Source organism: Flavobacterium hankyongi (assembly GCF_036840915.1).
Classification (GTDB): domain Bacteria; phylum Bacteroidota; class Bacteroidia; order Flavobacteriales; family Flavobacteriaceae; genus Flavobacterium; species Flavobacterium hankyongi.
Genome location: NZ_CP085725.1, coordinates 2,253,556 through 2,279,566, shown reverse-complemented (window position 1 = coordinate 2,279,566; position 26,011 = coordinate 2,253,556). Strand labels below are relative to the sequence as shown.

Here is a 26,011-nt window from a genome sequence, read left to right as displayed (position 1 = left end):
AAACGAAAATCAACCCTTAAGTTTTACTTAAGGGTTGATTGCTTATAGTCTATTCCGAAACCAAACTTTTTGCCATTCTCTTTTTAAAATTAAAAAACATACTTGTTCTGAAAGTTCATGAATATCTGAACCGTCTAAGCTTTTTATTTGATTTTCTGGAACATCAATTATGTAGAGAAGATTTAGATATTCGGCGAACTTGAACTGTATAAGTTTATATATTTTCTCTTGAAGTTGAATTTTTAAATTAATAGGTGAAATAGTTGTCTCAAAATCCAAACCTTCATTAGCCAGATTGAAATCTTTATTAATCTGCTCAATAAGTTTTAAATACAACTCCTCTTTCTGAGCTTCAGAAAGCAATAAATCTGTATTTTTTGGTGCTATAAACATGTTTCTAAACTTTTCTTCCCATTAAATTTTCTCCAAAAGCTTTCAAAATATCCTTTTTATTTTGTTCAATGGTCATATGTTCTAAAGTAAGGAAAGCTTTTTGTGTGTATTGTTTTATTGCCTCTAGAGTTGCGTTGCTTGCCCCAGTTGTGCTAAAAATTTCTTTTACTGTAGCTATTTTATCATTGTTGTCTTTTGGTTGAATCGAAAATAAATGAAGTAACTGTTCCTTTACTTCTGGTTTGCCAAATTCAATCGCTTTAAGATAAAGGTATGTTTTTTTGTTTTCTATGATGTCTCCGCCAACTTGTTTTCCAAAAGTTTCTGGATTTCCAAAAGCATCAAGATAATCATCTTGAAGTTGGAATGCAATACCAAGATTTAGACCAAAATTATAAATTAAATTAGCGTTTTCTTCAGATGTTTCTGCCACTATAGCGCCCATTTTCATAGCTGCTGCCACTAAAACTGCAGTTTTGTATTCAATCATTTTAATGTATTCAAGGATTGTTACATTATCCCTAGTTTCAAAATCGACATCCCATTGCTGGCCTTCACATACTTCTAGTGCTGTTTTGCTAAATAATTTGGCTAATTCTCTAAAAATTTTTGGGTCATATTGTTCAAAGTATTGATAAGCTAAAATAAGCATGGCGTCTCCTGAAAGAATTCCAGTGTTAATATCCCATTTTTCATGAACCGTTTCGTTCCCTCTACGCAAAGGAGCATCGTCCATAATGTCATCATGAATGAGTGAAAAATTGTGAAAAACCTCTACTGCTGTAGCTGCTGCAAGCGCTTTTTCATAACTAGCATTGAAAATTTCAGTGGTCATTAATGTTAGGACAGGTCGTATTCTTTTTCCACCAAGTGATAAAATATATTTAATGGGATCGTATAGATTTTTTGGCTCATTTTTAATTTCTAAAGTCGAAAAGTGTTTTGAAATTATTTCTTGGTAAAAAGTAATAGGATGCATGATTAAAATTTTGGCTAAAATACGTTAAAATAGATTATAAAGTCAATAATTATCATAGTGTTAAAAAAATGTAAAAACTTAGGAAACTATTTTCGTGTTAAAAGTTTCCACTATATATTTGCATCGGAAATTGGAAATTAAACTAGTAGTTTCCAAAAAATGAGAATTATGAAGTGCAAAATAATTGAAAAGGCTACCGATATGTTCTTAAAGCATGGTTTTAAGAGTATTACCATGGATGATATTGCTAGCAATATGGGAATCTCGAAGAAAACTATTTACAAATATTATGCAAATAAAGAAGAGTTAATTGAGGAGGCTACCAACTTGACGCATGATAAAATACATGAAGTCATTGAAAAGATTATTGAAAAGAATTTGAATGCGGTTGAAGAGAACTTTGCTATTAGAAGAATGTTTGATGATCTTTTTAGTTCTGCCGATTCTACTCCTCTATTTCAGTTAAAAAAACATTATCCTGAGATATACGAAAAAGTAATTTGTAAAGAAAATGAATCTTGTGATCAGTTGTTCCGACAAAATATTATAAAAGGTATAGAGGAAGGTTATTATAGAAAAGACCTAGATGTAGAATCTTCTGTGCGATTTTATTATACGCTCATATTGGATATTAATGAAACAACAGCATTGGAGAAAGACAGTCAGGCTTTAGAATTATTAGCTTTAGAATACCATACACGCGCCATTGCTACTCCAAAAGGAGTAGAGGAATTAGAAAAACAATTACAAACAAACCATAAATAATTCATGAGAAAAATAGTCATATTAATTAATCTAATTTATTTCGCACAGCTCAGTGCGCAAGAAGTGAACAAAAATGATGCGAAACAAAGCTATTCGTTCACTCTAAAACAGTCGATTGAGCATGCATTACAATATAATTATTCTGAAATAAACGCAGGAAGGGATATTGAAGCAGCCAAAAAGAAAAAATGGGAAACTACCACAATGGGTTTGCCGCAATTAAATGGTAATGTTGGATACCAAAATAATTTTAAATTGCAAAAATCAGTTGTGCCAGGTGAATTCTTTGGAGGACCTCCAGGAAGTTTTGCAGAAGTTGAATTTGGTACAAAACATAACATGGGAGCTAGTTTAACCTTAAGTCAATTAATTTTTGATGGTTCATACCTAGTAGGTTTAGAATCTGCAAAAGTATATCTTCAGTTATTTGAAAATTCTAAAAAGAAAACAGATTCCGAAATAAAACAAATGGTTATAAACTCTTATGGGAATGTTCTGTTGGCTCAAGAGAGTATTAAAGTTCTTGAAAGTAATAAAGTTATTTTGGAAAAGAACTATAATGATGTAAATCAAATTTATAAAAATGGTTTAGCTGAAGAAGAAAGTGTTGAGCAAATAGCAATCACATTAGCATCTGTAAATAGTTCATTAAACAATGTTAAACGTTCAAGAGAGTTAGCTTTAAAAATGCTTAAAATTAATTTAGGTATTGAGTTAGAAGATGAATTAACATTAACTGACAATCTTGAAACTCTTTCTAAAGAAAATTTAGATTTAGCTATTACAACTTCAGAATTTAGTGTCGATAAAAACATCGATTACCAAATGGCTACCAATATGACCGAGCAAAAAAGATTGCTTTTAAAATTAGAAAAAAGTAAAGCTTTACCATCTTTAGGAGCGCAGGTTAATTTCGGGTATAATTCTTTCAGTAACACATTTAGTTTCTTTAATGAAAATCAAAAATGGTTTAATTATTCAAGCTTAGGAGTTGCATTAAATGTGCCAATCTTTAGTAGTTTAGGAAGAAGTGCTAGAACCCAACAAGCTAGAATTGCTTTTGATCAAGCTCAAACAAAACAAAAAGAAGCAGAGCAAATGCTAAAACTTCAATATCAGGCTGCTAAGAGTGATTATGAATATAGTGTTGAAGAGTATGAAACAGCAAAAAATAACTTGAAACTTGCTGAAAGAATCGAGAAAAAGCAACAAATAAAATTTAAAGAAGGTCTGTCTACAAGTTTCGAGTTTACAGAAGCCCAAAGACAGTTATATGCGGCTCAACAAAGCTATTTACAATCAATGGTTAATGTAGTTAATAAAAGAGCATCACTAGAAAAAATAATAAACTAATCAAACTTAATATATCATTCAAAACATGAAAAAAATACTTATACTAACAGTTGTTTCGTCCTTGTTTATGGCTTGTGGAGGTAACGATAGCGGAACTTCTATAGATGCTTTAATTCAGTCGAAGAACTTAACTGAGTTAAAAACAAAAAGAGCTGCAATTCAAGCTGATTTATCAAAAATTGATGCTGCTTTAGCAACTTTAGAGAAAAAATCTGACGAAGCATTAGTAGAAACTATTGCTGTTAAAGATACCGTTTTCAACCACTATGTAGAAATACAAGGTAATGTAGATACAAAACAAAACGTGCTTGTTCAACCAGAAATGCCAGGAGCATTAGTGGCGTTAAATGTTAAAGCAGGGCAAACTGTATCAACTGGGCAAGTTCTTGGTCGAGTAGATGACGGAGGAATGAGTCAACAGTTGGCTCAAATTCAAACACAATACGAATTAGCAAAAACAACGTTTGAGCGTCAAAAAAGATTATGGGAACAAAAAATTGGTTCAGAAATACAATACTTACAAGCACAAACTCAAATGGTTAGTTTGTCAAAATCAGTTAATCAAATGAAAGCTCAAATTGCAAAAACAGTTATTCGTGCCCCATTTAGCGGTGTAATTGATGAGGTTTTTGTTGAAAGAGGACAAGTAGTTTCTGCAAGTCCACAGGGATTAATGCGTATTGTTAATTTAAGTCAAATGTATGTAAGTACCGCTATTCCTGAAATGTATGTAGGTAAGGTAAAAGTTGGAACTTTGGTAGAAACAGATATTACTTCTATAGGCAAAACGTATATGGGTAAAGTTCGTCAAGTTGCTAAAACAATTAATCCTGCAAATAGAAGTTTTGGTATCGAAGTTTCGGTTCCAAATCCAGAAAATTTATTACGTCCTAATCAAGTAGCAAAACTTAAAATTGTAGATTATTCTAATAAATCAGCAACAGTAGTTCCTACAAGTGTTATTCAACAAGATGCTAACGGTACAAAATATGTTTATGTAGTAACTAATGCTTCAAAAAACGCAGGCGTTGCTAAGAAGACAATTGTTAAAGTTGGTCAAAATGCTAATAACAACACAGAGATTTTATCAGGTTTAAAAACTGGTGATGTAGTTGTATCAGAAGGAGCAAATACAGTTTCTGAAGGAATGAAATTAACTTTCTAAATCAAAAATTGAAGCTGGCTTATTGGACGACTAAGCTTTGTTGGTTAATTTCTTACTCTTCAAGAAAACCAGCTTCAATTTTTAAACTATAAAATAGTATAACAATGTCGCATCAGCAAAAAGAATTTGGCATATCGAGTTGGGCAGTAGACAACCGAGTGACCGTATATATACTTACATTTATTGTAGTGATTACAGGGATTTATGCCTATGTAACCATGCCACGTGAGGATTTCCCTGAAATCATCGAAAACAAAATTTACATTTCTTCAATCTTCCCAGGAAACTCGGCAGAAGATGTAGAGAAATTAGTTACTGATCCATTAGAAGATAATATTAAAAACATTAGTGGAGTTAACAAAGTAACGTCAAGTTCATTCCAAGATTACGGAATGATTGTTGCCGAGTTTGACGACGACATTACTGTTGAACAAGCTAAGATATTAATTAAGGATAAAGTAGATGTTTCTAAAGCAGATACAGATTGGCCTACACTTGATAATGGAAGTAAAGTGGAACCCAATGTTTTCAGTATCAATATTGCAGAAGAAGTTCCTATTTTGAATATCAATTTAAAAGGAGATTATACTGCACAACAATTAAAAAAATACGGAGAATATCTTGAAGATGAAATTGAAGATATCTCTGAAGTAAAAGCAGTAGATATTCTTGGTGTTGATGATAAAGAAGTCGAAATCGCTGTTGACGTTTACAAGATGAACGCTGCACAAGTAAGCTTTGATGATATCGCAAGTGCTGTCAAGTACGAAAACATGACCTTGTCTGGAGGAAATTTAATTTCTCAAGGAGCAAGAAATAACATTAGAATCATTGGTGAAATTGCAGATCCAGCGGAGTTAGAAAATGTTATTGTAAAATCATATGGAGGTTCTGTTTACTTAAAAGATATAGCAAAAATCAGTTTTAAAGAAAAAGAACGTACTACTTACGCTCGTGAGAAAAACGAAGAGGTAGTGATGTTAAACGTTAAAAAACGTTCAGGTCAAAACATGATTACTGCTATTGATCAAGTAAAAGAAGTTGTTAAAAAAGCTCAAGAAACAGTTTTACCTAAAAACTTACAGGTAACTTTAACAAATGATCAATCTTCGCGTGTAGAACACCAAGTAGATGAATTGTCAAACCACATTATTTTTGGGGTTGTTTTGGTAATGATTGTGTTAATGTTTACTATGGGATTACGTAACTCGTTATTCGTAGGTGCAGCTATTCCATTATCAATATTTATTGCCTTTACATTATTACAAGCTATTGGAGTAACCATGAACACAATGGTGTTGTTTGGATTGGTTATGGGACTGGGAATGCTCGTGGATGATGGTATTGTGGTAGTCGACAACGTTTTTGCCAATATGAAGAAAGGAATGTCCCGAATTCAGGCATCTAAAATAGGTATTGGAGAAATTGCTTGGCCCGTAATTTCATCAACAGCAACAACTTTAATGGCGTTCTTACCGTTTGCATTATGGCCTGGTACAATGGGTAAATTCATGATGTATTTCCCATTAACGTTATCAGTTACTTTAGGAGCTTCATTATTTGTGGCAATGGTTGTAAATGCTGCTATGACTGGAGGTTCTATGGATATTGAAGACAGAAATATTTCGCCAAAAGTGTTAAAAAGAAATACTATAATTTTCTTAGCAGTTGGAATCATATTTGTAATAGTAGGAAATGTATTCGACTCAAAATTTGGTAGAGCAATTGGACATTTATCATTGATTTCTGTTGTATTAATGTGGTTGTACTACAAAAAATTATTCCAATGGACTCAAGATTTTCAACACAGTTTTTTCCCTCGTATGGAAGAAAAATACAAAGCGTTATTAGCTCGTATTTTAGTTGGAAAATCAGCTTGGAGAGCTTTTGGATTAATTGTAGCTATGTTGTTCTTCTCTTTTGTTTTACTTGGAATGTTCCCAAGAAAAGTGTTGTTCTTCCCAGATAATATTCCTAATCAGGTAATTGCATATATCGAATACCCACAGGGAACAGATATTTCAAAAACGAATAAAGCAACTAATTTCGTTGAAAAAAAAGTTATTAGTGTATTAAGTAAATATGTTGACCCTAAAACTAGTGAAAACTATTTAGCAGAATCTATTGTAGCTCAGGTAGGTGTTGGTGCAACAAATCCGCAAGTTGATTTAGGTTCGCAGTCAGAAACTCCTCATAAAGGGAAAGTAACGGTAAATTTCTCCGAATTTAAATTCCGTCGTGGTGTAAATACTGCTGATGTAATGGAGGAGGTTCGTGCAAAAATTAAATCTATTCCAGGAGCATCAGTAACTGTAGAGAAAGATGCTGCAGGACCGCCAGCTGGTTATCCAATCAGTATTGAATTGACAGGTACCAATTATGATCAAATGCTTAAAGAAGCGGACAAGATGATTGCTTACTTGAATTCAAAAAATATTCCTGGTATCGAAAAATTAAAAGTTGATATCAATAAAGAGAGCCCTGAATTATCAGTGAAAATTGATCGTGCTAATGCAGGTAGTTTAGGAGCTTCGACAGGAATGGCAGGTTTTACTTTACGTAGAGCGGTTTATGGACAGGAAATTTCTACGTATAAAGAAGGGGATGATGATTACAATATTGTAATGCGTTTACAAGAAGATCAACGTAAAAACGAGAGTGTATTGTTTAATCAGCCGTTGACATATCGTAACCCAAATAATGGGCAAATCATGCAAGTGCCAATTTCGGCGATATCAAATACTGAAAAAACAACAACATATAATCAGATTAAACGTAAAAATTATAAGCGTATCATGACTGTGTATTCAAATATTTTAACTGGATACAACGGTGATGAGATCACAAAAAGTATTGCGGCAGAGTTGGAAAACTATAAACTTGCTGGTGATATTACTTATGGTTTTTCTGGAGTTCAAGAAGAACAAGGTAAAAACCAAAGTTTCTTATTCTTTGCTTTATTCTTAGCATTGGCCGGAATTACAACGATCATTGTACTTCAGTTCAATTCTGTTTCTAAAACTTTAGTAATTATGTTTACAGTATTGTTGAGTTTTAGTGGGGTGTTCTATGGTTATGTTATCGCAAATATGAATTTCGTTATCTTAATGACCATGATGGGTATTATATCGCTTGCTGGTGTTGTTGTGAAAAACGGAATTGTATTAATGGACTTCTTTGTATTGTTAATGGATAAAATGGTTGCCGATAATGGTCTCGAAAGTCATGATGATTTAACACTTGATCAAATTAAAGAAGTAATCATAGAATCTGGTAAATCACGTTTACGTCCGGTATTATTAACGGCTCTTACTGCGGTATTAGGTTTAATTCCTTTAGCAATTGGATTAAACTTTGACTTCTTCGGATTAGTTACAGATTTCAACCCTCACTTGTATATGGGTGGTGATAACGTAATATTCTGGGGACCATTAGCATGGACAATTATCTTCGGATTAACTTATGCTACTGTATTAACGCTAGTAATGGTACCAGTAATGTTCTACTTAGTAAAAAGAACTAAATACTGGTTACGTGATAGAAGAGACAGAAGAAGAAATCTTTCAGAAGCTTAATTATATAATTTTAATTAGTAAAAATGCCAGCTCATTGAGCTGGCATTTTTTATTAGAAAGTATAGGTTAATCCTACACCTAAAATTTGTTTCAACTGAATTCTTGGGCCTAAAGTAACTTGAACTCCATCAACTTCATCTTTTGCCTTAATGTCATCATCATAAATGAGATGAGTTCCAATATTTGCACTGACATATCTATTTACGACTAAATCTAGTTGTAATTGCCAGTTAACATCTATATTTCCAAATTTATTAAGATAGTCTGAATAAAGAGCCAATCGGTTTTCTAAAAACATGTTCGTAAAAATTTCATCCTTGTGATATGCAGTGAAAAGAGCACCAAATTCCATTCTAATCCTATCTCCTTTCGAAATAACTTCTCCTGTTATAGGGTCATATGTTGCTTTTGTAACTCCAAACGCTCCTTCATTAGCCAGTCTTTGATCAAGAACAAAAGTGGTTTTTAAGGTTATTGGGGAAAAATATATATTGAATTTTCTTTCCTTGTCAATATACTCGGAACCAGCTCCTAAAAACACATAAGCTGGGGCAAATGATTTTGAAATGGCTCTTTCAGTATTTGGATATAAATAACCATTAGTAAATTGAGTGTTAAAGTTGAATTTTGCAGAATAGAACCAATTCGAAACTGTATCTCTTCTAAAACCAAAAGTTGAGTTTAGTGCCAATGCATCATCGGTCTTTCTGATTTTAACTCCGTCTTGTTTGTTTATTCCGTATTTGAAAAGTAATTCATTAAACCATTTTGTGTTTTCTCTCTCATAGCTTCTGGTGAATTTTCCTTTCAATAACCCTGAAACTGTGTTGACACCACCTGCATTCCAATTTAGAAAAGCAACTTGGCTTATATCGAATCCAATTTTATTTTCTTTCTTCCAGTACGAAGTAGAATCAGGGAGTTGAGTAATAATGGTAACTTGAGAAAAAGTGAATTGACTTACAAAAAAAGCAATAAAAAGTAAAAAATGTAATTTTTTATTCATGGTAAATTCGATTTGGTGTGCAAAAATCGATTTTTTTGTAAAAAACAGAAAGGCTTAAATGAAATTTAACAAAAAAAGGAACTCTTGTAGAATTGCTTTAGTGGAGAATACCGGATTCGAACCGGTCGCCTCTACGCTGCCAGCGTAGCGCTCTAGCCAAATGAGCTAATCCCCCTTGTATAAAAACAAATATATATATTTTGGCAGAATATAATTATTTTTGTAAAAAAAAAATTAAGATATGTCTCCAGATATAACCCTAAAAATTACCGATAGAGAAGGAGTAACTCACGAAGTTCAAGCTCCAACTGATATGAACATGAATATTATGGAAGTTGTTCGTATGTATGAATTAGTTCCTGAAGGAACTATTGGTATTTGTGGTGGTATGGCGATGTGCGCATCATGTCAATGTTATGTTTTAAATGATGTTGAATTACCTGAAAAAAATGCAGATGAAGATGCAATGCTTTGGGAAGCTTTTAATGTAAAAGACAATAGTCGTTTAGGTTGCCAAATCAATATCACTCCAGAAATTGATGGACTAGAAATAGAATTAGCCCCAGAAAGTTAAATATAATCTTTCAGTGCTTTAGGTCTTTCCAGATATTCTTTGACAATTTGTAAAGTACCATCGTCACGAGTGTCAATAAACCATTTTATTAACGCAATTTCTCCGTTTTCAATTTCAATTCCAGTTATTGAGCGTGGATGAACACAACTTCCATCGTTAAAATAATTGGCCTGACTGTCGTTTGGTTTTGAAAATCTTGGGCGATGAGTGTGGCCAGTGATAGTTATTTTGTTATTATTTTCTAGAATCCATTTTTTAATTCTGCGTTCTACTTTAATGAGTTCTACGTAGTTTTTTGCTGGACTTGTTGGATCTTTGATTCCCCATATTTGTAAAGGTTTCCATAAAATGCGAACTAAAAACTGATTGATTTTCCAGCCCACATAATTCATAAAATCGGCTTGATGACCGTGTATTAAGAACAGTTCTTGTTTGGTGTCTTTATGTTCTAGAATAATACTTTCGTGGTATTTTAATCCAGGCATTAAAGGAACGTCTTGCCCCAAATTCATATCAAAATATTCAGAGAAATTTCTTTTAACCACATCCGGGTTTCTAAAAATCATGTCGTGATTTCCCCAAATCATATTTAGTCTATTTTCTAGATAAAATTTTTGAAGTAATAGGTAAACGTTTTTATTGGATTCGAAGACCTCTTTAAAGAATAAATTTTCCCAAAGCTCGTCTCCGTCTCCTAATTCAATATAATGAAATCCATTTTTGTAATATTGAGAAAGTGCATGAAAGAAAATGTTTCGGTTATTGGCAAAATCATCCGCATAACTTCCATCGCTTCTGTGGCAATCACTAAATAAGATAAATTTATAATTATCATCAAAAGGGATTCTGATGGCATTTTTATAAGCTTGGTCTAATCGGTCTTTTGATGAAAGCATTTATCATTTAAGATTTATGCTAAAGATAATTCTTTTTCTTTAATTCTTTTTTCAATTGCATTCCACAATCCAATTCTTTTTTCCAATGCTTCAATGGCTATTTCTTCCATTTCTGCCCATTTAATTGGGTCGTTTTCGGCTAATTCTTCAATCATTTTCATTGCCATTGGGCCATGTTCATCTGCATCCAATTCTATATGTCTTTCAAAGTAATAAATTAGTTTAGAAAGATTAGTTTCAGGAAAGTTAGCTTTAAAATTGCGAAGAATTTCGGTAAACATATTCGGAATCAGATCCTCGCGACCAAAAGTAAATGCAGAAGCTATCTCGTGAACTTCTCCCTTTTCAATAACTTTAAAAGTGAAATTCAAAAAATCTTTGACAGCCTCATCAAGTGAGCTGCTCTTTATTGCAATGAATACATTTTTAGTATCTTCTACATTTAATAAAAATTGTTCTATTTCTGAAGTTGAAGCTTTACAGTCTTGCATTGCTTCAATGTACATTTCATAATGGCTTAGTCGTCTTCCATCTAATCCTAAATCAGATTCTTCTGCTAAAACTATTTCGTTAATTAAGTATCTTGTTTCAGGGTTTTTAGAAGCAATCCATGGAGTAGTGGTACAAGTTAATTTTTGTTGCAATGCTTTTAAAAGCGACATAAAATCCCAAACAGCATATACATGAATTTCAAGAAAGCTTTGTAAATCTTCGATTGTTTTAATTTGAGTATATAATGGGTGGTTAAGTAAAATATCCTTTTGGGCTTGGATATTGTTATTTATAGATTGAGTATTCATTGGGATAATTTTTATGTATATACGAAAAAAATATAATAGAGTTTTTTCGTAGTGCAAAAATAAAAAAGCTTCCCTTAATAGAGAAGCTTTTATCAATTGATTTTGTATTGGTTTAATTACATGGCATCATCTGCGGTTGGTCCATACATTCCAGGGAATTTACAGTTTAATGCTCTTAAATAGGCTGTAAGTTGGCCGCGATGATGAATAGTGTGATTCATTATAAATGTTCTGTAAACAGATAATTTAGGCATAGTAAAATAGACTGTTTCTCCATTTCTCATAGTCCAGTTTTCGTGTAAAGTCTCATTACTAACCTCATGCATTAATTTTGTCGCTTCTTCAATGTTTTTATCATAAAAAGCCAAAAGTTCACTAACTGTATTGTGGTTAGGAGCTTCATATTTAATTTTTCCAAAATCAAGTTCAGGATATAGAAAAGTAGCAGGAACCCATGTTGGGATTTCGGCAATATGATTTGCTAATTGTGACAAACTCATTGCTTTTTCATTCGATTTGTAATCGAAATGTTCTTCAGGGATTGCAGCTAATAATTTTCTTGTATTTGCTGTTTCATATAGAAATTCCGGAAGTAAAAATTCATTTAGTTTCATAAGATTTATTTTATATCAAATGTAATGAAAATAAAAGAGAGCCTTTATAAAGGCTCTCTTAAAATGATTTAGTTGTTTCTTTTTGTTTTTATAATTTGATCTAAGTCTGAGAGTCATTTTTAACGGAAAAATTTTATAAATTATTTTATATTAAATAATTTTTTTATTTCCAATTCCGTTTCATATTCGTAAGATTTTTTTTAAATATTTTTTTAATTGATTTACTTCCTGTTTATAATATGAGCTTTAAATTTAAAAATGCTAAAATGAAAATTTATCTTATTTTTTTTCTACTTTTTATTGACTATACATATTCTCAAGAATTTGCTTTTGAAGGATATGTTTTTTCAAAAGAAACAAAAATGCCAATTGAAGGAGCTTCAATCACATTTAATTTTGGTGGAATTACATTAACTAAAATATCTGACATAAAGGGTAGATTTAAAATCAACGACACAAATTCTTTGAAAAGTGTTAAAATAAGTCATCTATCTTATCAAATTAGAGAGTATTCAAAAATATCAGATACTATATTCTATTTGGAAGAAATAGTAAGAAATTTGGATCAAGTAAATTTAGTAAATTACAAAAATAACCAAATTTATACTTTACCTTTTACTAATAAACTAAAGAAATCTACATGCAATTTTAGTTGGAATAATACTATAGCAGTCTTTATTCCAAGTGAAGAATCAAATAAAAGTAGAATTATTAAAAATTTGATTTATGAAATTTCAGATTTTCAAGGAGTTAAAGGTTTGGAGTATTTACCATTTAAAGCTAATTTATATAGTGTTGATAATTTGTCAGGGTTGCCAGAAAAGCCAATTCTAGAAAATAGTATTGAAACAAAAAAAAACGATAAAAATAGGTATGTTAAAATTGATGTTTCGCAATATAATTTAACAATTCCTGCTGAAGGAATTTTTATAGTTTTGGAAATATTAAATAAAGACAAATACCCTACTTCATTTATTCAATCAAAAATTGGCACCATATCTGCTGTCCCTGCCATCAAAGCATACGCATATAATAGAAATTATATTAGGAAATCATATATAAAAGGAAGATACGAATTGCTTGATGATAGAAGTAATGTTTGGGTTGAAGTAAAATGCCATTATTTAATGGATGTTGAATTTTAAAAGTAAAAAATGTTACAAAAAATAATTATATCAACAGTATCTATAATTTCATTTTTTTTAATACTGAGCAAAAAGAATGATTTTATTGGTATTAATAACTCAAAGAAAGAAATAGCTCAAGAGAAAATTAACTCGCTTGATCAAATCGTTGAAGAAAATAAAGGTAAGGTTATTTATGTTGATTTTTGGGCTAGTTGGTGCGCTCCTTGTAGAAAGGAATTGCCAAAATCTTTAAAACTTCATAAAAAATATGGAGAGAAGGTTACCTTTGTTTACTTGTCAATGGATTTAGATGAAAAAGAATGGAAAAATGCTTGTGATAAAGAGTCTTTGTCTGAATTTAAGTATAATTTTATGACAATGGGATTTAAAAAATCAGCAGCTTTAAATGGGCTTAAAATACAAGGAATCCCTCATTATTTAATTTTTGACAAATCAGGAAAATTAGTGAATAGCAATGCGCCAAGCCCAGGTGATAAGGGGATTAAGGAAGAACTAGAAAAGTATTTATAATAAAAAAACTTCCTAAATCAAGGAAGCTTTTTTTATCAAATTATTTATTATTCAATTATTTAAATGCAGAGAAACCGGTTACATCCATACCTGTAATTAACAAGTGGATATCGTGAGTTCCTTCATATGTAATAACAGATTCTAAGTTCATCATATGACGCATGATTGAATATTCACCTGTAATACCCATTCCTCCTAACATTTGACGAGCTTCACGAGCAATCTCGATTGCCATGTTTACGTTGTTACGTTTTGCCATTGAAATTTGAGCAGAAGTTGCTCTACCTTCATTTCTTAATACTCCAAGTCTCCAAGTTAATAATTGCGCTTTCGTGATTTCAGTAATCATTTCAGCTAATTTCTTTTGTTGTAATTGCGTAGCACCAATTGGTTTGTCGAACTGAATTCTTTCTTTAGAGTATCTTAAAGCTGTATCATAACAATCCATTGCTGCTCCGATTGCTCCCCAAGCAATACCATAACGTGCTGAATCTAAACATCCAAGTGGTGCTCCAAGTCCAGATTTGTTAGGTAATAAGTTTTCTTTAGGAACTTTTACGTTGTCAAAAATAAGTTCTCCAGTAGCAGATGCACGTAAAGACCATTTGTTATGCGTTTCAGGAGTAGTGAAGCCTTCCATTCCTCTTTCAACAATCAATCCATGAATTCTTCCTTCTTCATTTTTAGCCCAAACTACAGCAATTTGTGCAAAAGGAGCATTAGAAATCCACATTTTGGCACCATTTAAAAGATAATGGTCACCCATGTCTTTAAAATTAGTTACCATTCCACCTGGATTAGATCCATGATCTGGTTCAGTTAAACCAAAGCAACCAATCCAATCTCCGGTAGCTAATTTTGGCAAATATTTCATACGTTGTTCTTCGTTTCCATATTTCCAGATAGGATACATTACTAATGAAGACTGAACTGAAGATGTTGAGCGTACACCAGAATCACCACGTTCAATTTCTTGCATGATTAATCCGTATGAAATTTGATCAAGACCAGCACCACCATATTCAACAGGAATGTAAGGACCAAAACCTCCAATTTCAGCAAGACCTTTTACAATTTGATGAGGAAACTCAGCTTTTTGAGCATATTCTTCAATGATTGGAGAAACTTCTCGTTTTACCCATGCACGCGCTGAATCGCGTACTAATTTATGTTCTTCTGTTAGTAAATCATCTAACAAATAATAATCAGGAGATTGAAATAAATCTGGTTTCATAATTAATGCATTATGTGCGACGCAGTTATGCGGAGCAATCTGTTAATAATAGGTCACAAAAGTAAGTAAAGATTTGTAACAAATCAATTAAGGAATGTTATAATTTTTAGCTAACTATTTTTTATATAAGTTGATATTTTTAAGATCTGAAATGATTTTGGTTAAATAGTTGATGTTCTTGCCATATATAAATATGTTACCAATTTTTGAATTAATTCCCGAAATAATGATTTAAATAAATTTTACCAAATTATTTAACAGTAAACAATTTTTTTATTTGCAAATTCGTTACATATTTGTAAGAAATTTCTATAAAAAATAATAAAGAACTATGCATTTAGTAAAAAAATTGTTAATTGAGAACAAATATTCAAATGTAGTAGAGGAATTTGAAGACTTATTTTCTTCTCATCCCAACTATCCTAGTTTATATGCTATTACTGACTCGCTAAGTTTATTGGGGATTGAAAATCTTGCTATAAAAATACCAAAAGAGCAATTTATTGAATTGCCTGAAACTTTTTTGACACTTTACAAAGGAGAATTGGTTTTGCTTTCCAAAAAAAATGATTTAATAACTATTCTAGATGAAAAAGGGAAGAAATCGAAGTTGACGCCCGATTTGTTTATTCGTGATTGGGATCAGATTATTATTGCTATAGAACCAAATTCAGAGAAGGAAATAACTCAAGCGAAAGGATCAAAATATGTTTTACTGGGACTTTCAATGATGTTGTTGATTTTATTTTCTGCATTTTTTAATGAGTATACTGTTAGTTTGATTTTTCTTTTAGGATTGTCAATTTTAGGTCTCGCTTTAAGTGTTTTAATTCTCCAAGAAAAATTTGGAATAAAAACAGAAATAGTTTCCAAATTTTGTAATATGAATCAGGAATCATCTTGTGATTCAGTTATTAAATCTGATCAAAGCCAGATTACAAGTTGGTTGAGTTTTACAGATTTACCGTTATTGTTTTTTGGGTCTAACTTGTTATCGTTGTTATTAAGTCCAATTTTTTCAGTTAGTATTATATCTGGATTGAGTTTGCTAGCTATTCCTTTTCTAGTGTATTCGGTTTGGATCCAGAAGGTTAAAATTAAAAAATGGTGTTTACTTTGTTTAGCTGTTTCAGGAGTTGTTTTATTGCAAGGAGTATTTTTTGTTTTTAGTTTATTTAATGTTAATACAGTTATTTCATCTGGACTTGTCACTTATTTATTTTCAATAACATTAATTTTTTCGGGATGGTTTTTAATCAAACCAGTTTTAGATAGAGAAATTAAAGCTACAAAAGAAGTAAAAGAGTTAAAAAGATTTAAGAGAAACTTTAAAGTTTTTAAATCTCTGACTAAAGAAATTGCATCTAAAAATAATTTGGAAAAATTAAAAGGTATTGGATTTGGAAATTTTGATGCTGCAACAAATATTACACTTTTCTTGAGTCCTAGTTGCGGACATTGTCACAAAGCTTTTGGAGATGCCTATAAACTTTATAAAAAAAATCCTGAGAACATTTATTTAAAAATCTTATTCAATGTTAATCCTGAAAACAAACAAAATAAGTATCAAATAATTGTTCAAAATTTATTGTATCTCAATTCTGTTGATCCCAATAAATCTAGAACGGCTTTAGTAGATTGGCACATTAATGAAATTGGATTAGATGCTTGGAAGGAAAAATGGGGTGTTGACGTTCATGATATGATAATAAATAATGAAATGTATGATCAGTATAATTGGTGTGCTGAGAATGAATTTAACTATTCACCTGTTAAGATTATTAATGCTAAGCTCTTTCCAAATGAATATGAAATATCAGATCTATATTATTTCATGAATGATTTTGAGGAAGAAAACAGACTTCAATATGAGTATATAGCACAATAAAATATCCTGGCCAGGAGCAGACTGAGTCTCAACAGTCTTTAAAGGATTGAGAAATAAACCAAATAAATAAACCATTAAGTTATGTTAAAAAACATTTTAAAATTAGAAGGTATACAAGAATTGTCTAGCAATGAACAAAAATCAATTAATGGAGGTATTACAAAACAATGTGCTGATGCTATAGCGGCTGGTTGTGTAGTAAATGTTACTGCAGCAGATTGTTTTGCAGCAGAAGGAGTTTATAATACAACCTGTAAATGTTGTAATTATTAATTATTTTAAAAAATAGAAATTATGTTAAAAAACATTTTAAACTTAGAAGGTGCTTAGGCATTATCTAAAAATGAGCAAAAAATAATCACCGGAGGTAGAGTTCCTTTATGCTGTTTACAATGGAAACCAACTACACAATATTGCTCAAAATGGGATTATTCTTGTTTAGGTAATTAAAAAACTTTAAAAATTAATAATCATGTTAAAAAACATTTTAAACTTAGATGGTGCAAAGACATTATCTAAAAATGAGCAAAAATCGATTAAAGGAGGTTTAAAGGACTGTATTGATCCATCAACAAATGCTTGTAAATATTACAGCTTACTTTGCGCACCTCCGTGCCGTTATACGGTAGAACCTTAAAAAATCACTAATCAAATGACAATCTTTTAATTGATTTTAAAATTGTTATAATTAAAACTGACTCATGTTAAAAAGCATTTTAAATTTAGAAGGAACTCAAAAGCTATCTAGTGATGAGCAAAAAGAAATTAACGGAGGAATTCCCAAAGGGTGTAATTATCAATTTTGGGAAGGTTCAAGTTTAGAAAATTGTATGGCAACAAGACCTGAAGGACACGATTACTCTTTTTCTTTAGGAATCTGTAAGGCTTATTTCTGCGGTCCGTATATTCCACCATCACAGTATTAGGATTTTTTTAAAAAAAGGGATTTTTCACCTTTTTTGTTTAGGAATTTTTCTTAAATTAAAAAATAGAAAGAGTTTCTTGTTGATATTCAGACTTGAAAATTAAATGTTTTTTAATAAAGTACTTTGATGCAAATGTTGTGTATATGCATATTCATCATAGTAGATTTGTTTTATTTACTATTTTTTAATGTAAATTTTTAATTCTTAAAATAATATTTAGATTTGTAAAAGCAAAACTATTCTTACAATTCTTAAAAAAGCTAAGTGCACGTAGTAAACTTAAAGTTGTTGAATGTTTTGAAAATTATTAACTAAAATTAAAAATTTATGAAACTAGAACTTAAAAAAGAAAAAATAGTTGAATTGACTAATGTTGAAATGTCAAATATTCATGGAGGGTTAGTTGAAGCAGATGGTGGTAAATCAAGTCCAAGTACTGATCATGGTTTTACATGTTGTTGGTGTATTAAGATAGGAGGATCAGGTTCGACAAGGGTTCCTGGAACTGAGCCTACGGTAATTAATCCGTAAATATTTTAAAATAAATGCTGTTTAAACATTGTTTAAACAGCATTTTGTTTGAAGATATTGTTTTTAATTCGATAACTCTATAGCATTAAAGTTTAATTCTTAAAAAATAATTCTCAAAAATTACCTAATACAATGAAAAATGATTTTTTGACATCCTTTTTCGACGAAATAAATAAAAATATATTTGAAAATTTAGAAAGCAATTCTTTGTCACTTTATACAGGATTGAGTGGGCAAATTTTATTTTATTCAATATATCTAAAAAAAAACAGATTAGAGGCTAATTTGCTAAATTTTAGAAAAATGATAGAAAAATTATTTTTCGCATTGAATAATCAACAATATAATCTTTTTTTTTGTGATGGTTTGGTTGGAGTAACTTTTTTAATTAGACATTTAGAAGAGGAAGGATTGTTGGAGGATTATGATTATTCAGATTTTTTAAAAGAGGTTGATTCTCTTTTTCTTTCAAATTTAAAAAAAGAGGCTGTTGATTTGAATAAAATTGATTTTTTGCATGGGAACTTAGGAATTGCAAATTATTTTTTAGAATTTAATTTAACTCAAAACATTTCTGAAGATTACAATGTTTATTTTGAAACAACAACACTAATAATTGAAAATCATTTATCAAGAATACAATTAAATGAAAATAATGTTGAATTAATAAATTTTGGATTGTCTCATGGGTTATCATCCTATTTAGTATATTTTACAAAACTATTTAAATTGACAAATGAAAATAGATACAAACAAAACATACTAAATATAATTGAAGTTTATAAATACTTTTTCAACACAAACAAACAAAGCTGTTTCCCTTCTCAAGGTTTCTCAAGAGGGAATTCTAATTATGAGGTTAGTTTAGGTTGGTGCTACGGAGATCAAACAATAAGTTATTGCATATACAAAGCAGGAGAGGTTTTAGGCTTAAAAAAAATTGTTGATTTTTCAATAGAAATAGTTCAACATTGGTCAAAAAAGAATTCCATAGAATTAGCTATAACAAACCCATTTTATGATAATATGTTTTGTCATGGTCTGTCCGGTGTTGCATATCTTAACAAAAAGTGGTACCAAATTTTAAAGAAAGAAAGTTTGATAAATAATTATACATTATTTATGGAAGAAATAGTTAAATCGGAAAAATTATTTCATAAATATGACAATATGAGTTCAGGTTATAAAGAGAATTTTTGTTTGTTAGATGGTTCTTGTGGATTGGGAATGGTTATTATTGATTCTCTTGAAGATGCTAATTTAGAGAACAATTGGGATAGATTTTTTTTACTTAATTAATGATGATTGAAAATATAAGTAGTTTAAATAATACAATAGTCAGAAGCTCATTGAATCCTTTTTATAAGGTTTTTAATATTTCTGAACATTTTTTAATTGAAGAATTTAAAAATACAAACTTTAAAGAAGTAATTTTTCTTGCCTCACCTATATTGTTTGAAGAAGTATCAAAATATATTGAAAATAATACCAATAAAGATGTAAAAAAAAAAATATTTATTTCTTTAGCTAAATATTATCAAAGATATAGTACTAGATGTACGCCTTTTGGTATGTTTTCTGCAGTATCTGTTATTCCTTTAAAAGAAAAAACGAGTGTTAATTATTCACGATTGAAAAGAACAACTCGAATTGATAATTTCTTTATTTCACAATTTATTCAAGTCGTTGAAAAAAAACAAGAATTTAGGGAGGGTTTGAAGTATAAATTAAATTCATCTTTTTATAATTTAAACGACAGTTATAGATATATAGAATCAAAAATTTTAACTTTTCAAAAAAAATATGAAATTTCATCTATAGAAAAAGACATCTATATAGAAAAAATAGTAAATAATGCAAGAGGTTATCAAAAATTCAATTATTATGTAGAATGTTTAGTTGATGATGAGATAGCTTATGATGATTCAAAAGATTTTATTAATCTTCTTATAGATAGTCAAATTTTAATAAGCAATTTAGAACCGTCTATTGTAACAGATAATCCTATTAGTGAAATTTTAAAAGTATTAAATGAACTAAATACAAATAATGTAAGTTTTTACATTGCTATTGTTGAAAATGTCCAAAATATTTTAAATCAAATTGATAGTGAAATATTCTCTTTAGATATATATGAAAAATTATATAAAGAAATTGATAAACTAGGAATAGATTATAACAAGAGTAAGCTAGTTCAAGTTGATTGTTATTTGGATGCAGAGAGCAGTAGTTTAAATAAGGAAGTCTTTACACAAATTTTAGATGTGTTTCCAATACTAAATAGAAATTATATAAAGCCTAAATCTAATTTAGATGCTTTTATGGAGACTTTTTCTAAACGATATGATACAACCATTCAACCATTAACTATTGTGTTGGATCCTGATTTAGGTATTAAATACCCGCAACATTTTGATAAAAATGAGATTGTAACAAAAGAGATTGATATCTTTAAGATTTTTTATGAGAATATTGGTAAGGATGTCTTATACTTGGATGATAAAGACATAACTAGGCTAAATATTAATAAAGATAATATGCAAGCTTCGTTTAACGCAGTTTTTAGCTTAGTTAAATCAGAAGAGAGTGAAATGATTCTTTTTGATTTTGTTGGAGGAAATTCTGCAAATGATTTATTTGGGAGATTTACACATTTGAATGATAATATATATGATTTAGTTAATAAAATAGCTAAACATGAAATAGATTTTTATGAAGATTTTATAATAGCTGAAATTTTACACTTGCCTGAATCAAGAACTGGTAATATTTTATTTAGAAAGAAAATTTATGATTATAATATTTCATATTTAGCAAATAGTACCTTAGATGAAGAGTTTGAAATTAACATACAAGATATCAATATTGAAATTATTGAAAATATAGTTTTTTTAGTTTCAAAAAAGCATAATAAATATATAATCCCAAGACTAAATAACGCGCATAATTATGATGCGTCTACTCTCCCGATATATAGATTCCTCTGTGATGTTCAAAATCAGTCTAAGATAAGAGGTTTAAGTTTTAATTTTGGAAAAATACTTAATAATATTTCAGTCTTTCCTAGGGTCGTTTATAAAAATATTATTCTTTTCCCAAAAACATGGGTTTTAGAGAATTCAGATATAAATTATATAAAAGAAATCTTTTCAAAAAAAATTTTTGAAACTAAATTTAAACTTCCCAAAATATTTTTACTAATCAATGGAGATAATAATTTATTTGTCAATCTTGATAATGAGTTATCAGTACAGTGTTTTTTAGATGAGATAAAAAAAAGTAATAGAATTATTTTAAGAGAATATTTTTTTCCAAGTGATAATATCAAAAATATTAATGGTGAAGTTTGTTCCAATGAATTTCATTTGCCATTTATTAATAAAAATAAAGGTTTAAAAGCTCCTAAAAAAGAAAATGTTGTAAAAACAAAAGACTTTTTAACAGACGACAATGATTGGGTTTATTTCAAAATATATGGAGGTAACAAAATATTAGAAAAAATTCTAACTTCTGATATTGATGCATTTGCTAATAAATTTAGTTCAGATATAGAGAAATGGTTTTTCATAAGATATTATGATGATGAGTATGGTCATCATTTGAGAATAAGATTTTTATCGCCGACAGATTCTTCTAGAAAAAACATACTTTATAATTTTATTAATGAAATTAACTACTATGTTAAAAATGAATATGTTTATAAGTTCTCAATCGATACGTATAGAAGGGAAAATTCAAGATACGTTATAAAAAATTTTGATATTGAATGTTCTGAGTCTTTCTTTCATTATGACTCTATTTATATTTTGTCAATATTAAAATTACCTAATATAAATAATGATTTGAAGCATATAATTGGGATGCTAAATATAGAATATTTACTGAATGCTGTTGATTATAATATCGAACAAAAATTGGAGTTTACTAGTAATTTAAGGAAAAGTTTTTATAAAGAATTCGGAGAACAGAAAAATCATGCGGAGTTCTTAAAAGATAAATATAGAAATAATAAAAATTTGATAGATAGTTTATTTCCATTCTATTCTAATTCAAATGATTATCCTGAATTGCATGAAATTCATGCTAAAAGAAATATTCAAACCAAAAATATTTTTGATATTTTGAAAAATAATGAATTCAGTGATATAAATTTTATTCTTTCTAGTTATATTCATATGTCATTAAATAGACTGTTTATGAAAGACAATAGATGGAATGAATTTATAGTATATGATTTTTTGTCAAAATATTATAAATCAATTAAATCTAGAAAGCTTTATGATAAAATAAATAATTTTGAAAAAACATTTTTTTAAATAAATGACCATAAAAAAAATATTTTCAGTTTTCCTTTGCTTTTTTTCATTAACTCTTTTTTCGCAAAATATCTTTAAATATGAAAAAGAGGTTGACAGTTTAAAAAACTATAAACATGAAGAAATAGAATTTTTCAATACTGAGGAAAAAATAAAGTTATCAGGAACACTAATTAGTCCTAAAAAAGATTTCGAAAAAATTGTTATTATCATACCTGGGAGCGGAAAAGATACAAGAAATTCACATTATATTTTAGCTGAAAACTTACTTGAGAATGGAATTGGAGTTTTCAGATTTGATGAAAGAGGTATTGGGAAATCGGAAGGTAAGTATTCAGAATTATCAAATGATTTATCAAATGATTTAGTTTTTGCATTTAATAGTTTGAAAAAAAAAGCAACTAAAAAAATTGGATTGTTAGGTCATAGCATAGGCGGTGTTGCTATTCTTGAAACAATAAAAAGCGATATAAATCCTGATTTCATAGTTTTAATTGAAGCTCCAATTGTTAAAAATGGAGATTTTATTTTAAATCAAATTGAAATGGATTTTGAAAATAATATCCCACAAATCATGCGAGATCACAAGTCGAAAAATGAAATAATAAATTTTTTAAAAGACTATTTTAGTTTAATAAGTAAAGACAATCCTAAATTGACAAAGTCCGAGCTAGCAAAGTTTATAAAAAGTAGAAACTTTAATAAAAAATTTATTCTCTTACTTAATGATTCTTTTTTGATTGAAATGCTTAACAAAAATATTGAAGAAGTTTTAAAAACGATTAATATTCCGACTCTTTATCAAACTGGAACTAAGGATAAAATTATAAATCATAAAAGAGAGATTGATTTAATCAGATCATTTAATAACAAGTATATTCAAATAGACATATTTCAAGATTTAAATCATTATCTGACCGAAAAAAACGCTCCCATAGGAACTTCATTATATAAAATGGACAAATCAGCAATGAACAATATTATAAAATGGATTTTAAATGTTTGATTTTTTTAAATGAAAATTTTAATATCAAATAAATAATTTTAGAATATTATATTACACTTAAGAAAGTTGACTAATATTGATTATTTTGAAATTGATTGAATGTTTTAGATTAATTATTATACTTACACCAATTTAAATTGAATAAATTTCCTTCATATATACAGGCAGATGCCAAAGATTGTGGACCTACATGTTTAAAAATAATATCAAAACATTATGGACGGACAATCAATATACAGCAGCTAAGAGATTATTCTGAAACTACTCGTGAGGGAAGTAATTTACTTTTCTTAAGTGATGCGGCAGAGCGTATTGGTTTTAGAACTTTAGGTGTAAAGCTAGATTTAGAGAGTCTTCAAGAAGCACCATTGCCTTGTGTGTTGCATTGGAACAAAGAACACTACGTGGTCCTGTATGATGTTAAAAAAGGAAAGTATCGTGTTTCTGATCCTGGATTTGGGCTAATAGAGTACAATGAGACTGAGTTTTTAAAGTTTTGGATTGGTAATAATGCCGATGATAAAACACAGGAAGGTGTAGCTTTATTATTAGAAACAACACCCAAGTTTTTTGAAACTGATTTTGATAAGGAAGAGAAAAAAGCGTTAGGCTTTGGTATATTGTATCAATATTTGTGGAAGTATAAATCGTTTTTAATACAGTTGAGTATAGGATTGCTAGCTGGTACTTTATTACAGTTGGTTTTTCCTTTTTTGACTCAAAGTATTGTCGATGTAGGAATTCAAAATCAAAATATAAGTTTTATCTATCTTATTCTCTTTGCACAATTGTTTTTATTTGCAGGGAGAACGGGAATAGAGCTTATTAGAAGTTGGATTTTACTACATTTATCTACAAGGATTAATATTTCACTGATTTCAGATTTCTTTATCAAATTAATGAATTTACCTATTTCGTTTTTTGATGTGCGAATGACGGGAGATATCATGCAACGTATTAATGACCATCGTAGGATTGAAAGAATACTAACCACATCATCTCTGAATGTAATATTCTCTGTAATTAATATGATTGTAATGGGAGGTGTTTTGGCCTATTATAATCTTCAAATATTCTTTGTCTTTTTTGCTGGTAGTTTACTGTATTTTGGATGGATTACTTTGTTTTTAAAGCGAAGAGAAGCACTAGATTACAAGCGTTTTTCTGAAGTAAGCCAGGAACAAAGTAAAGTAATGGAACTCATCAACGGGATGCAGGAAATAAAACTCCATAATGCTGAAAAGCAAAAGCGTTGGGGATGGGAACATGTACAAGCTAGATTGTTCAAAGTTTCTATGAAAGGTTTGGTTTTAGAACAAACTCAAACTATTGGTTCATCAGTCATCAATGAGTTGAAAAACATATTTATTGTTTTCATTTCGGCAAAACTAGTTATCGATGGAGATATTACTTTAGGTATGATGATGGCAATTAGTTCTATCGTAGGTAACTTAAATGGTCCTATTACACAATTGATAGGTTTTGTGAGAGAATTGCAGGATGCTAAAATCTCTTTAGCACGTTTATCGGAAATTCATGAGAAAGAAGATGAGGTGCAACAAGAAGAATTTCAAACACATGATGTTCCAAGTAATCAGGATATTCATATAAAAAATTTAACCTATAGATATTTAGGTTCTGATGTGCCCGTTCTGGAAGATCTTAATTTAATCATTCCTGCCAATAAAGTAACAGCAATTGTTGGGGTAAGTGGTAGTGGAAAAACTACTTTGATGAAATTGCTTTTAAAATTCTATGAACCTGAAAAAGGAGAAGTGATTGTTGGAAATGCACAACTCAAAAATGTTTCTCAAAAAGCATGGAGAAATAGTATTGGTGCAGTAATGCAAGAAGGCTTTATTTTTAATGATACTATTGCCAATAATATTGCTGTTGGTGTAGACAAGGTAGATAAACAACGTTTAGTTTATGCTGCTGATGTTGCTAATATCACAGAATATATAAATGGACTTCCATTAGGATACAATACAAAAATTGGAACGGAAGGAGTAGGAATGAGTACTGGTCAAAAACAACGATTGCTTATTGCTAGAGCAGTTTATAAAAACCCTGAAATGTTGTTTTTTGATGAGGCTACTTCAGCATTAGATGCTAATAATGAAAAAGAAATTATGCGAAAACTGGATATGTTCTTTAAAGATAAAACCGTTGTAGTAATTGCTCACCGATTGAGTACTGTTATGAATGCTGATCAAATTGTAGTACTTGACAAGGGTAAAATTATTGAAATGGGAAGTCATTCGGCGTTAGTAGAACAAAAAGGAAATTATTTTGAATTGGTTAGAAATCAATTACAATTAGGGAATTAATC

General features: G+C 29.6%; 22 protein-coding genes and 1 tRNA gene. 15 read left to right on the top strand and 8 right to left on the bottom strand.

Going from position 1 to position 26,011, the window contains the following annotated elements:
* Window positions 1–42: 42 nt before the first annotated feature.
* On the bottom strand, window positions 43–393 hold the full coding sequence (locus tag LJY17_RS10545) for a hypothetical protein (protein WP_264543785.1): 351 nt from the start codon (window positions 391–393) through the stop codon (window positions 43–45).
* Window positions 394–397: 4 nt separating this feature from the next.
* Window positions 398–1,372, bottom strand: coding sequence for a polyprenyl synthetase family protein (locus LJY17_RS10540; RefSeq protein ID WP_264543784.1), 975 nt, complete (start codon window positions 1,370–1,372; stop codon window positions 398–400).
* Window positions 1,373–1,540: 168 nt separating this feature from the next.
* On the opposite strand from LJY17_RS10540, the gene LJY17_RS10535 reads away from it, so the two are divergent.
* From LJY17_RS10535 to LJY17_RS10520, 4 genes are all read left to right on the top strand, one after another.
* Window positions 1,541–2,137 carry a TetR/AcrR family transcriptional regulator gene (locus LJY17_RS10535; protein WP_264543783.1) on the top strand — a complete coding sequence of 199 codons (597 nt, stop codon included), beginning with the start codon at window positions 1,541–1,543 and terminating at the stop codon, window positions 2,135–2,137.
* A 3-nt stretch (window positions 2,138–2,140) separates the two neighbouring features.
* Entirely contained in the window at window positions 2,141–3,490 is a 1,350-nt protein-coding gene (locus LJY17_RS10530) for a TolC family protein (RefSeq protein WP_264543782.1), read from the top strand.
* A gap of 25 nt (window positions 3,491–3,515) precedes the next feature.
* Window positions 3,516–4,655 (top strand): efflux RND transporter periplasmic adaptor subunit, encoded by a 1,140-nt coding sequence (locus LJY17_RS10525; protein WP_264543781.1) that lies wholly within the window; start codon window positions 3,516–3,518, stop codon window positions 4,653–4,655.
* 104 nt (window positions 4,656–4,759) lie between these two features.
* Window positions 4,760–8,230: an efflux RND transporter permease subunit gene (locus LJY17_RS10520; RefSeq protein ID WP_264543780.1), complete on the top strand. Its 3,471-nt coding sequence runs from the start codon at window positions 4,760–4,762 to the stop codon at window positions 8,228–8,230.
* 52 nt (window positions 8,231–8,282) lie between these two features.
* On the opposite strand, the gene LJY17_RS10515 is transcribed toward LJY17_RS10520, so the two are convergent.
* Window positions 8,283–9,236: a DUF3078 domain-containing protein gene (locus LJY17_RS10515; protein ID WP_264543779.1), complete on the bottom strand. Its 954-nt coding sequence runs from the start codon at window positions 9,234–9,236 to the stop codon at window positions 8,283–8,285.
* Between the two features lie 101 nt (window positions 9,237–9,337).
* Window positions 9,338–9,411, bottom strand: a tRNA-Ala gene (locus LJY17_RS10510).
* Window positions 9,412–9,477: 66 nt separating this feature from the next.
* Between LJY17_RS10510 and LJY17_RS10505 the strand changes: the two genes are divergently transcribed.
* Entirely contained in the window at window positions 9,478–9,810 is a 333-nt protein-coding gene (locus LJY17_RS10505) for a 2Fe-2S iron-sulfur cluster-binding protein (protein ID WP_264543778.1), read from the top strand.
* Here the strand turns inward: LJY17_RS10505 and LJY17_RS10500 are convergent.
* From LJY17_RS10500 to LJY17_RS10490, 3 genes are all read right to left on the bottom strand, one after another.
* Window positions 9,807–10,706, bottom strand: coding sequence for a metallophosphoesterase (locus LJY17_RS10500; RefSeq protein ID WP_264543777.1), 900 nt, complete (start codon window positions 10,704–10,706; stop codon window positions 9,807–9,809). The two genes, LJY17_RS10505 and LJY17_RS10500, sit on opposite strands and share 4 nt — an antisense overlap.
* Window positions 10,707–10,720: 14 nt before the next feature.
* The gene (locus tag LJY17_RS10495; RefSeq protein WP_264543776.1) at window positions 10,721–11,506 is read right to left on the bottom strand and encodes a DUF3050 domain-containing protein; all 786 of its coding nucleotides are present in this window, start codon (window positions 11,504–11,506) and stop codon (window positions 10,721–10,723) included.
* A gap of 116 nt (window positions 11,507–11,622) precedes the next feature.
* Window positions 11,623–12,120, bottom strand: a complete 498-nt coding sequence (locus LJY17_RS10490; protein ID WP_264543775.1) for a DinB family protein — start codon at window positions 12,118–12,120, stop codon at window positions 11,623–11,625.
* 266 nt (window positions 12,121–12,386) lie between these two features.
* Here LJY17_RS10490 and LJY17_RS10485 point away from each other — a divergent pair, with 266 nt between their 5' ends.
* Together LJY17_RS10485 and LJY17_RS10480 are read left to right on the top strand one after the other, a co-directional pair.
* Window positions 12,387–13,265, top strand: a complete 879-nt coding sequence (locus LJY17_RS10485) for a carboxypeptidase-like regulatory domain-containing protein (protein ID WP_264543774.1) — start codon at window positions 12,387–12,389, stop codon at window positions 13,263–13,265.
* Between the two features lie 9 nt (window positions 13,266–13,274).
* Window positions 13,275–13,778 carry a TlpA family protein disulfide reductase gene (locus LJY17_RS10480; RefSeq protein ID WP_264543773.1) on the top strand — a complete coding sequence of 168 codons (504 nt, stop codon included), beginning with the start codon at window positions 13,275–13,277 and terminating at the stop codon, window positions 13,776–13,778.
* Between the two features lie 55 nt (window positions 13,779–13,833).
* On the opposite strand, the gene LJY17_RS10475 is transcribed toward LJY17_RS10480, so the two are convergent.
* Window positions 13,834–15,012: an acyl-CoA dehydrogenase family protein gene (locus LJY17_RS10475; RefSeq protein WP_264543772.1), complete on the bottom strand. Its 1,179-nt coding sequence runs from the start codon at window positions 15,010–15,012 to the stop codon at window positions 13,834–13,836.
* Window positions 15,013–15,343: 331 nt separating this feature from the next.
* Between LJY17_RS10475 and LJY17_RS10470 the strand changes: the two genes are divergently transcribed.
* From LJY17_RS10470 to LJY17_RS10435, 8 genes are all read left to right on the top strand, one after another.
* A complete protein-coding gene (locus LJY17_RS10470; RefSeq protein ID WP_264543771.1) occupies window positions 15,344–16,900 on the top strand; it encodes a vitamin K epoxide reductase family protein in 1,557 nt (518 codons plus the stop codon).
* Between the two features lie 81 nt (window positions 16,901–16,981).
* Window positions 16,982–17,173: a hypothetical protein gene (locus tag LJY17_RS10465; RefSeq protein WP_264543770.1), complete on the top strand. Its 192-nt coding sequence runs from the start codon at window positions 16,982–16,984 to the stop codon at window positions 17,171–17,173.
* A 428-nt stretch (window positions 17,174–17,601) separates the two neighbouring features.
* Window positions 17,602–17,826, top strand: a complete 225-nt coding sequence (locus tag LJY17_RS10460) for a hypothetical protein (protein WP_264543768.1) — start codon at window positions 17,602–17,604, stop codon at window positions 17,824–17,826.
* Window positions 17,827–18,153: 327 nt separating this feature from the next.
* Window positions 18,154–18,357 carry a class I lanthipeptide gene (locus LJY17_RS10455; protein WP_264543767.1) on the top strand — a complete coding sequence of 68 codons (204 nt, stop codon included), beginning with the start codon at window positions 18,154–18,156 and terminating at the stop codon, window positions 18,355–18,357.
* Between the two features lie 132 nt (window positions 18,358–18,489).
* The gene (locus tag LJY17_RS10450) at window positions 18,490–19,656 is read left to right on the top strand and encodes a lanthionine synthetase LanC family protein (protein WP_264543766.1); all 1,167 of its coding nucleotides are present in this window, start codon (window positions 18,490–18,492) and stop codon (window positions 19,654–19,656) included.
* The gene (locus LJY17_RS10445; RefSeq protein ID WP_264543765.1) at window positions 19,656–22,673 is read left to right on the top strand and encodes a lantibiotic dehydratase; all 3,018 of its coding nucleotides are present in this window, start codon (window positions 19,656–19,658) and stop codon (window positions 22,671–22,673) included. Before LJY17_RS10450 ends, LJY17_RS10445 begins: the two co-directional genes overlap by 1 nt.
* A 4-nt stretch (window positions 22,674–22,677) precedes the next feature.
* Window positions 22,678–23,679, top strand: coding sequence for a lysophospholipase (locus LJY17_RS10440; RefSeq protein WP_264543764.1), 1,002 nt, complete (start codon window positions 22,678–22,680; stop codon window positions 23,677–23,679).
* A gap of 137 nt (window positions 23,680–23,816) precedes the next feature.
* A complete protein-coding gene (locus tag LJY17_RS10435) occupies window positions 23,817–26,009 on the top strand; it encodes a peptidase domain-containing ABC transporter (protein WP_264543763.1) in 2,193 nt (730 codons plus the stop codon).
* Window positions 26,010–26,011 lie beyond the last annotated feature (2 nt).

Excerpts from the sequence above, each read along its gene's own strand:
- LJY17_RS10500 (WP_264543777.1), bottom strand. The coding sequence starts at position 10,706 with ATGCTTTCATCAAAAGACCGATTAGACCAAGCTTATAAAAATGCCATC.
- LJY17_RS10465 (WP_264543770.1), top strand. The coding sequence starts at position 16,982 with ATGTTAAAAAACATTTTAAAATTAGAAGGTATACAAGAATTGTCTAGC.
- LJY17_RS10505 (WP_264543778.1), top strand. The coding sequence starts at position 9,478 with ATGTCTCCAGATATAACCCTAAAAATTACCGATAGAGAAGGAGTAACT.
- LJY17_RS10530 (WP_264543782.1), top strand. The coding sequence starts at position 2,141 with ATGAGAAAAATAGTCATATTAATTAATCTAATTTATTTCGCACAGCTC.
- LJY17_RS10440 (WP_264543764.1), top strand. The coding sequence starts at position 22,678 with ATGACCATAAAAAAAATATTTTCAGTTTTCCTTTGCTTTTTTTCATTA.
- LJY17_RS10515 (WP_264543779.1), bottom strand. The coding sequence starts at position 9,236 with ATGAATAAAAAATTACATTTTTTACTTTTTATTGCTTTTTTTGTAAGT.
- LJY17_RS10540 (WP_264543784.1), bottom strand. The coding sequence starts at position 1,372 with ATGCATCCTATTACTTTTTACCAAGAAATAATTTCAAAACACTTTTCG.
- LJY17_RS10490 (WP_264543775.1), bottom strand. The coding sequence starts at position 12,120 with ATGAAACTAAATGAATTTTTACTTCCGGAATTTCTATATGAAACAGCA.
- LJY17_RS10480 (WP_264543773.1), top strand. The coding sequence starts at position 13,275 with ATGTTACAAAAAATAATTATATCAACAGTATCTATAATTTCATTTTTT.
- LJY17_RS10545 (WP_264543785.1), bottom strand. The coding sequence starts at position 393 with ATGTTTATAGCACCAAAAAATACAGATTTATTGCTTTCTGAAGCTCAG.
- LJY17_RS10475 (WP_264543772.1), bottom strand. The coding sequence starts at position 15,012 with ATGAAACCAGATTTATTTCAATCTCCTGATTATTATTTGTTAGATGAT.
- LJY17_RS10445 (WP_264543765.1), top strand. The coding sequence starts at position 19,656 with ATGATGATTGAAAATATAAGTAGTTTAAATAATACAATAGTCAGAAGC.
- LJY17_RS10495 (WP_264543776.1), bottom strand. The coding sequence starts at position 11,506 with ATGAATACTCAATCTATAAATAACAATATCCAAGCCCAAAAGGATATT.
- LJY17_RS10485 (WP_264543774.1), top strand. The coding sequence starts at position 12,387 with ATGAAAATTTATCTTATTTTTTTTCTACTTTTTATTGACTATACATAT.
- LJY17_RS10460 (WP_264543768.1), top strand. The coding sequence starts at position 17,602 with ATGTTAAAAAGCATTTTAAATTTAGAAGGAACTCAAAAGCTATCTAGT.
- LJY17_RS10455 (WP_264543767.1), top strand. The coding sequence starts at position 18,154 with ATGAAACTAGAACTTAAAAAAGAAAAAATAGTTGAATTGACTAATGTT.
- LJY17_RS10525 (WP_264543781.1), top strand. The coding sequence starts at position 3,516 with ATGAAAAAAATACTTATACTAACAGTTGTTTCGTCCTTGTTTATGGCT.
- LJY17_RS10470 (WP_264543771.1), top strand. The coding sequence starts at position 15,344 with ATGCATTTAGTAAAAAAATTGTTAATTGAGAACAAATATTCAAATGTA.
- LJY17_RS10450 (WP_264543766.1), top strand. The coding sequence starts at position 18,490 with ATGAAAAATGATTTTTTGACATCCTTTTTCGACGAAATAAATAAAAAT.
- LJY17_RS10535 (WP_264543783.1), top strand. The coding sequence starts at position 1,541 with ATGAAGTGCAAAATAATTGAAAAGGCTACCGATATGTTCTTAAAGCAT.
- LJY17_RS10520 (WP_264543780.1), top strand. The coding sequence starts at position 4,760 with ATGTCGCATCAGCAAAAAGAATTTGGCATATCGAGTTGGGCAGTAGAC.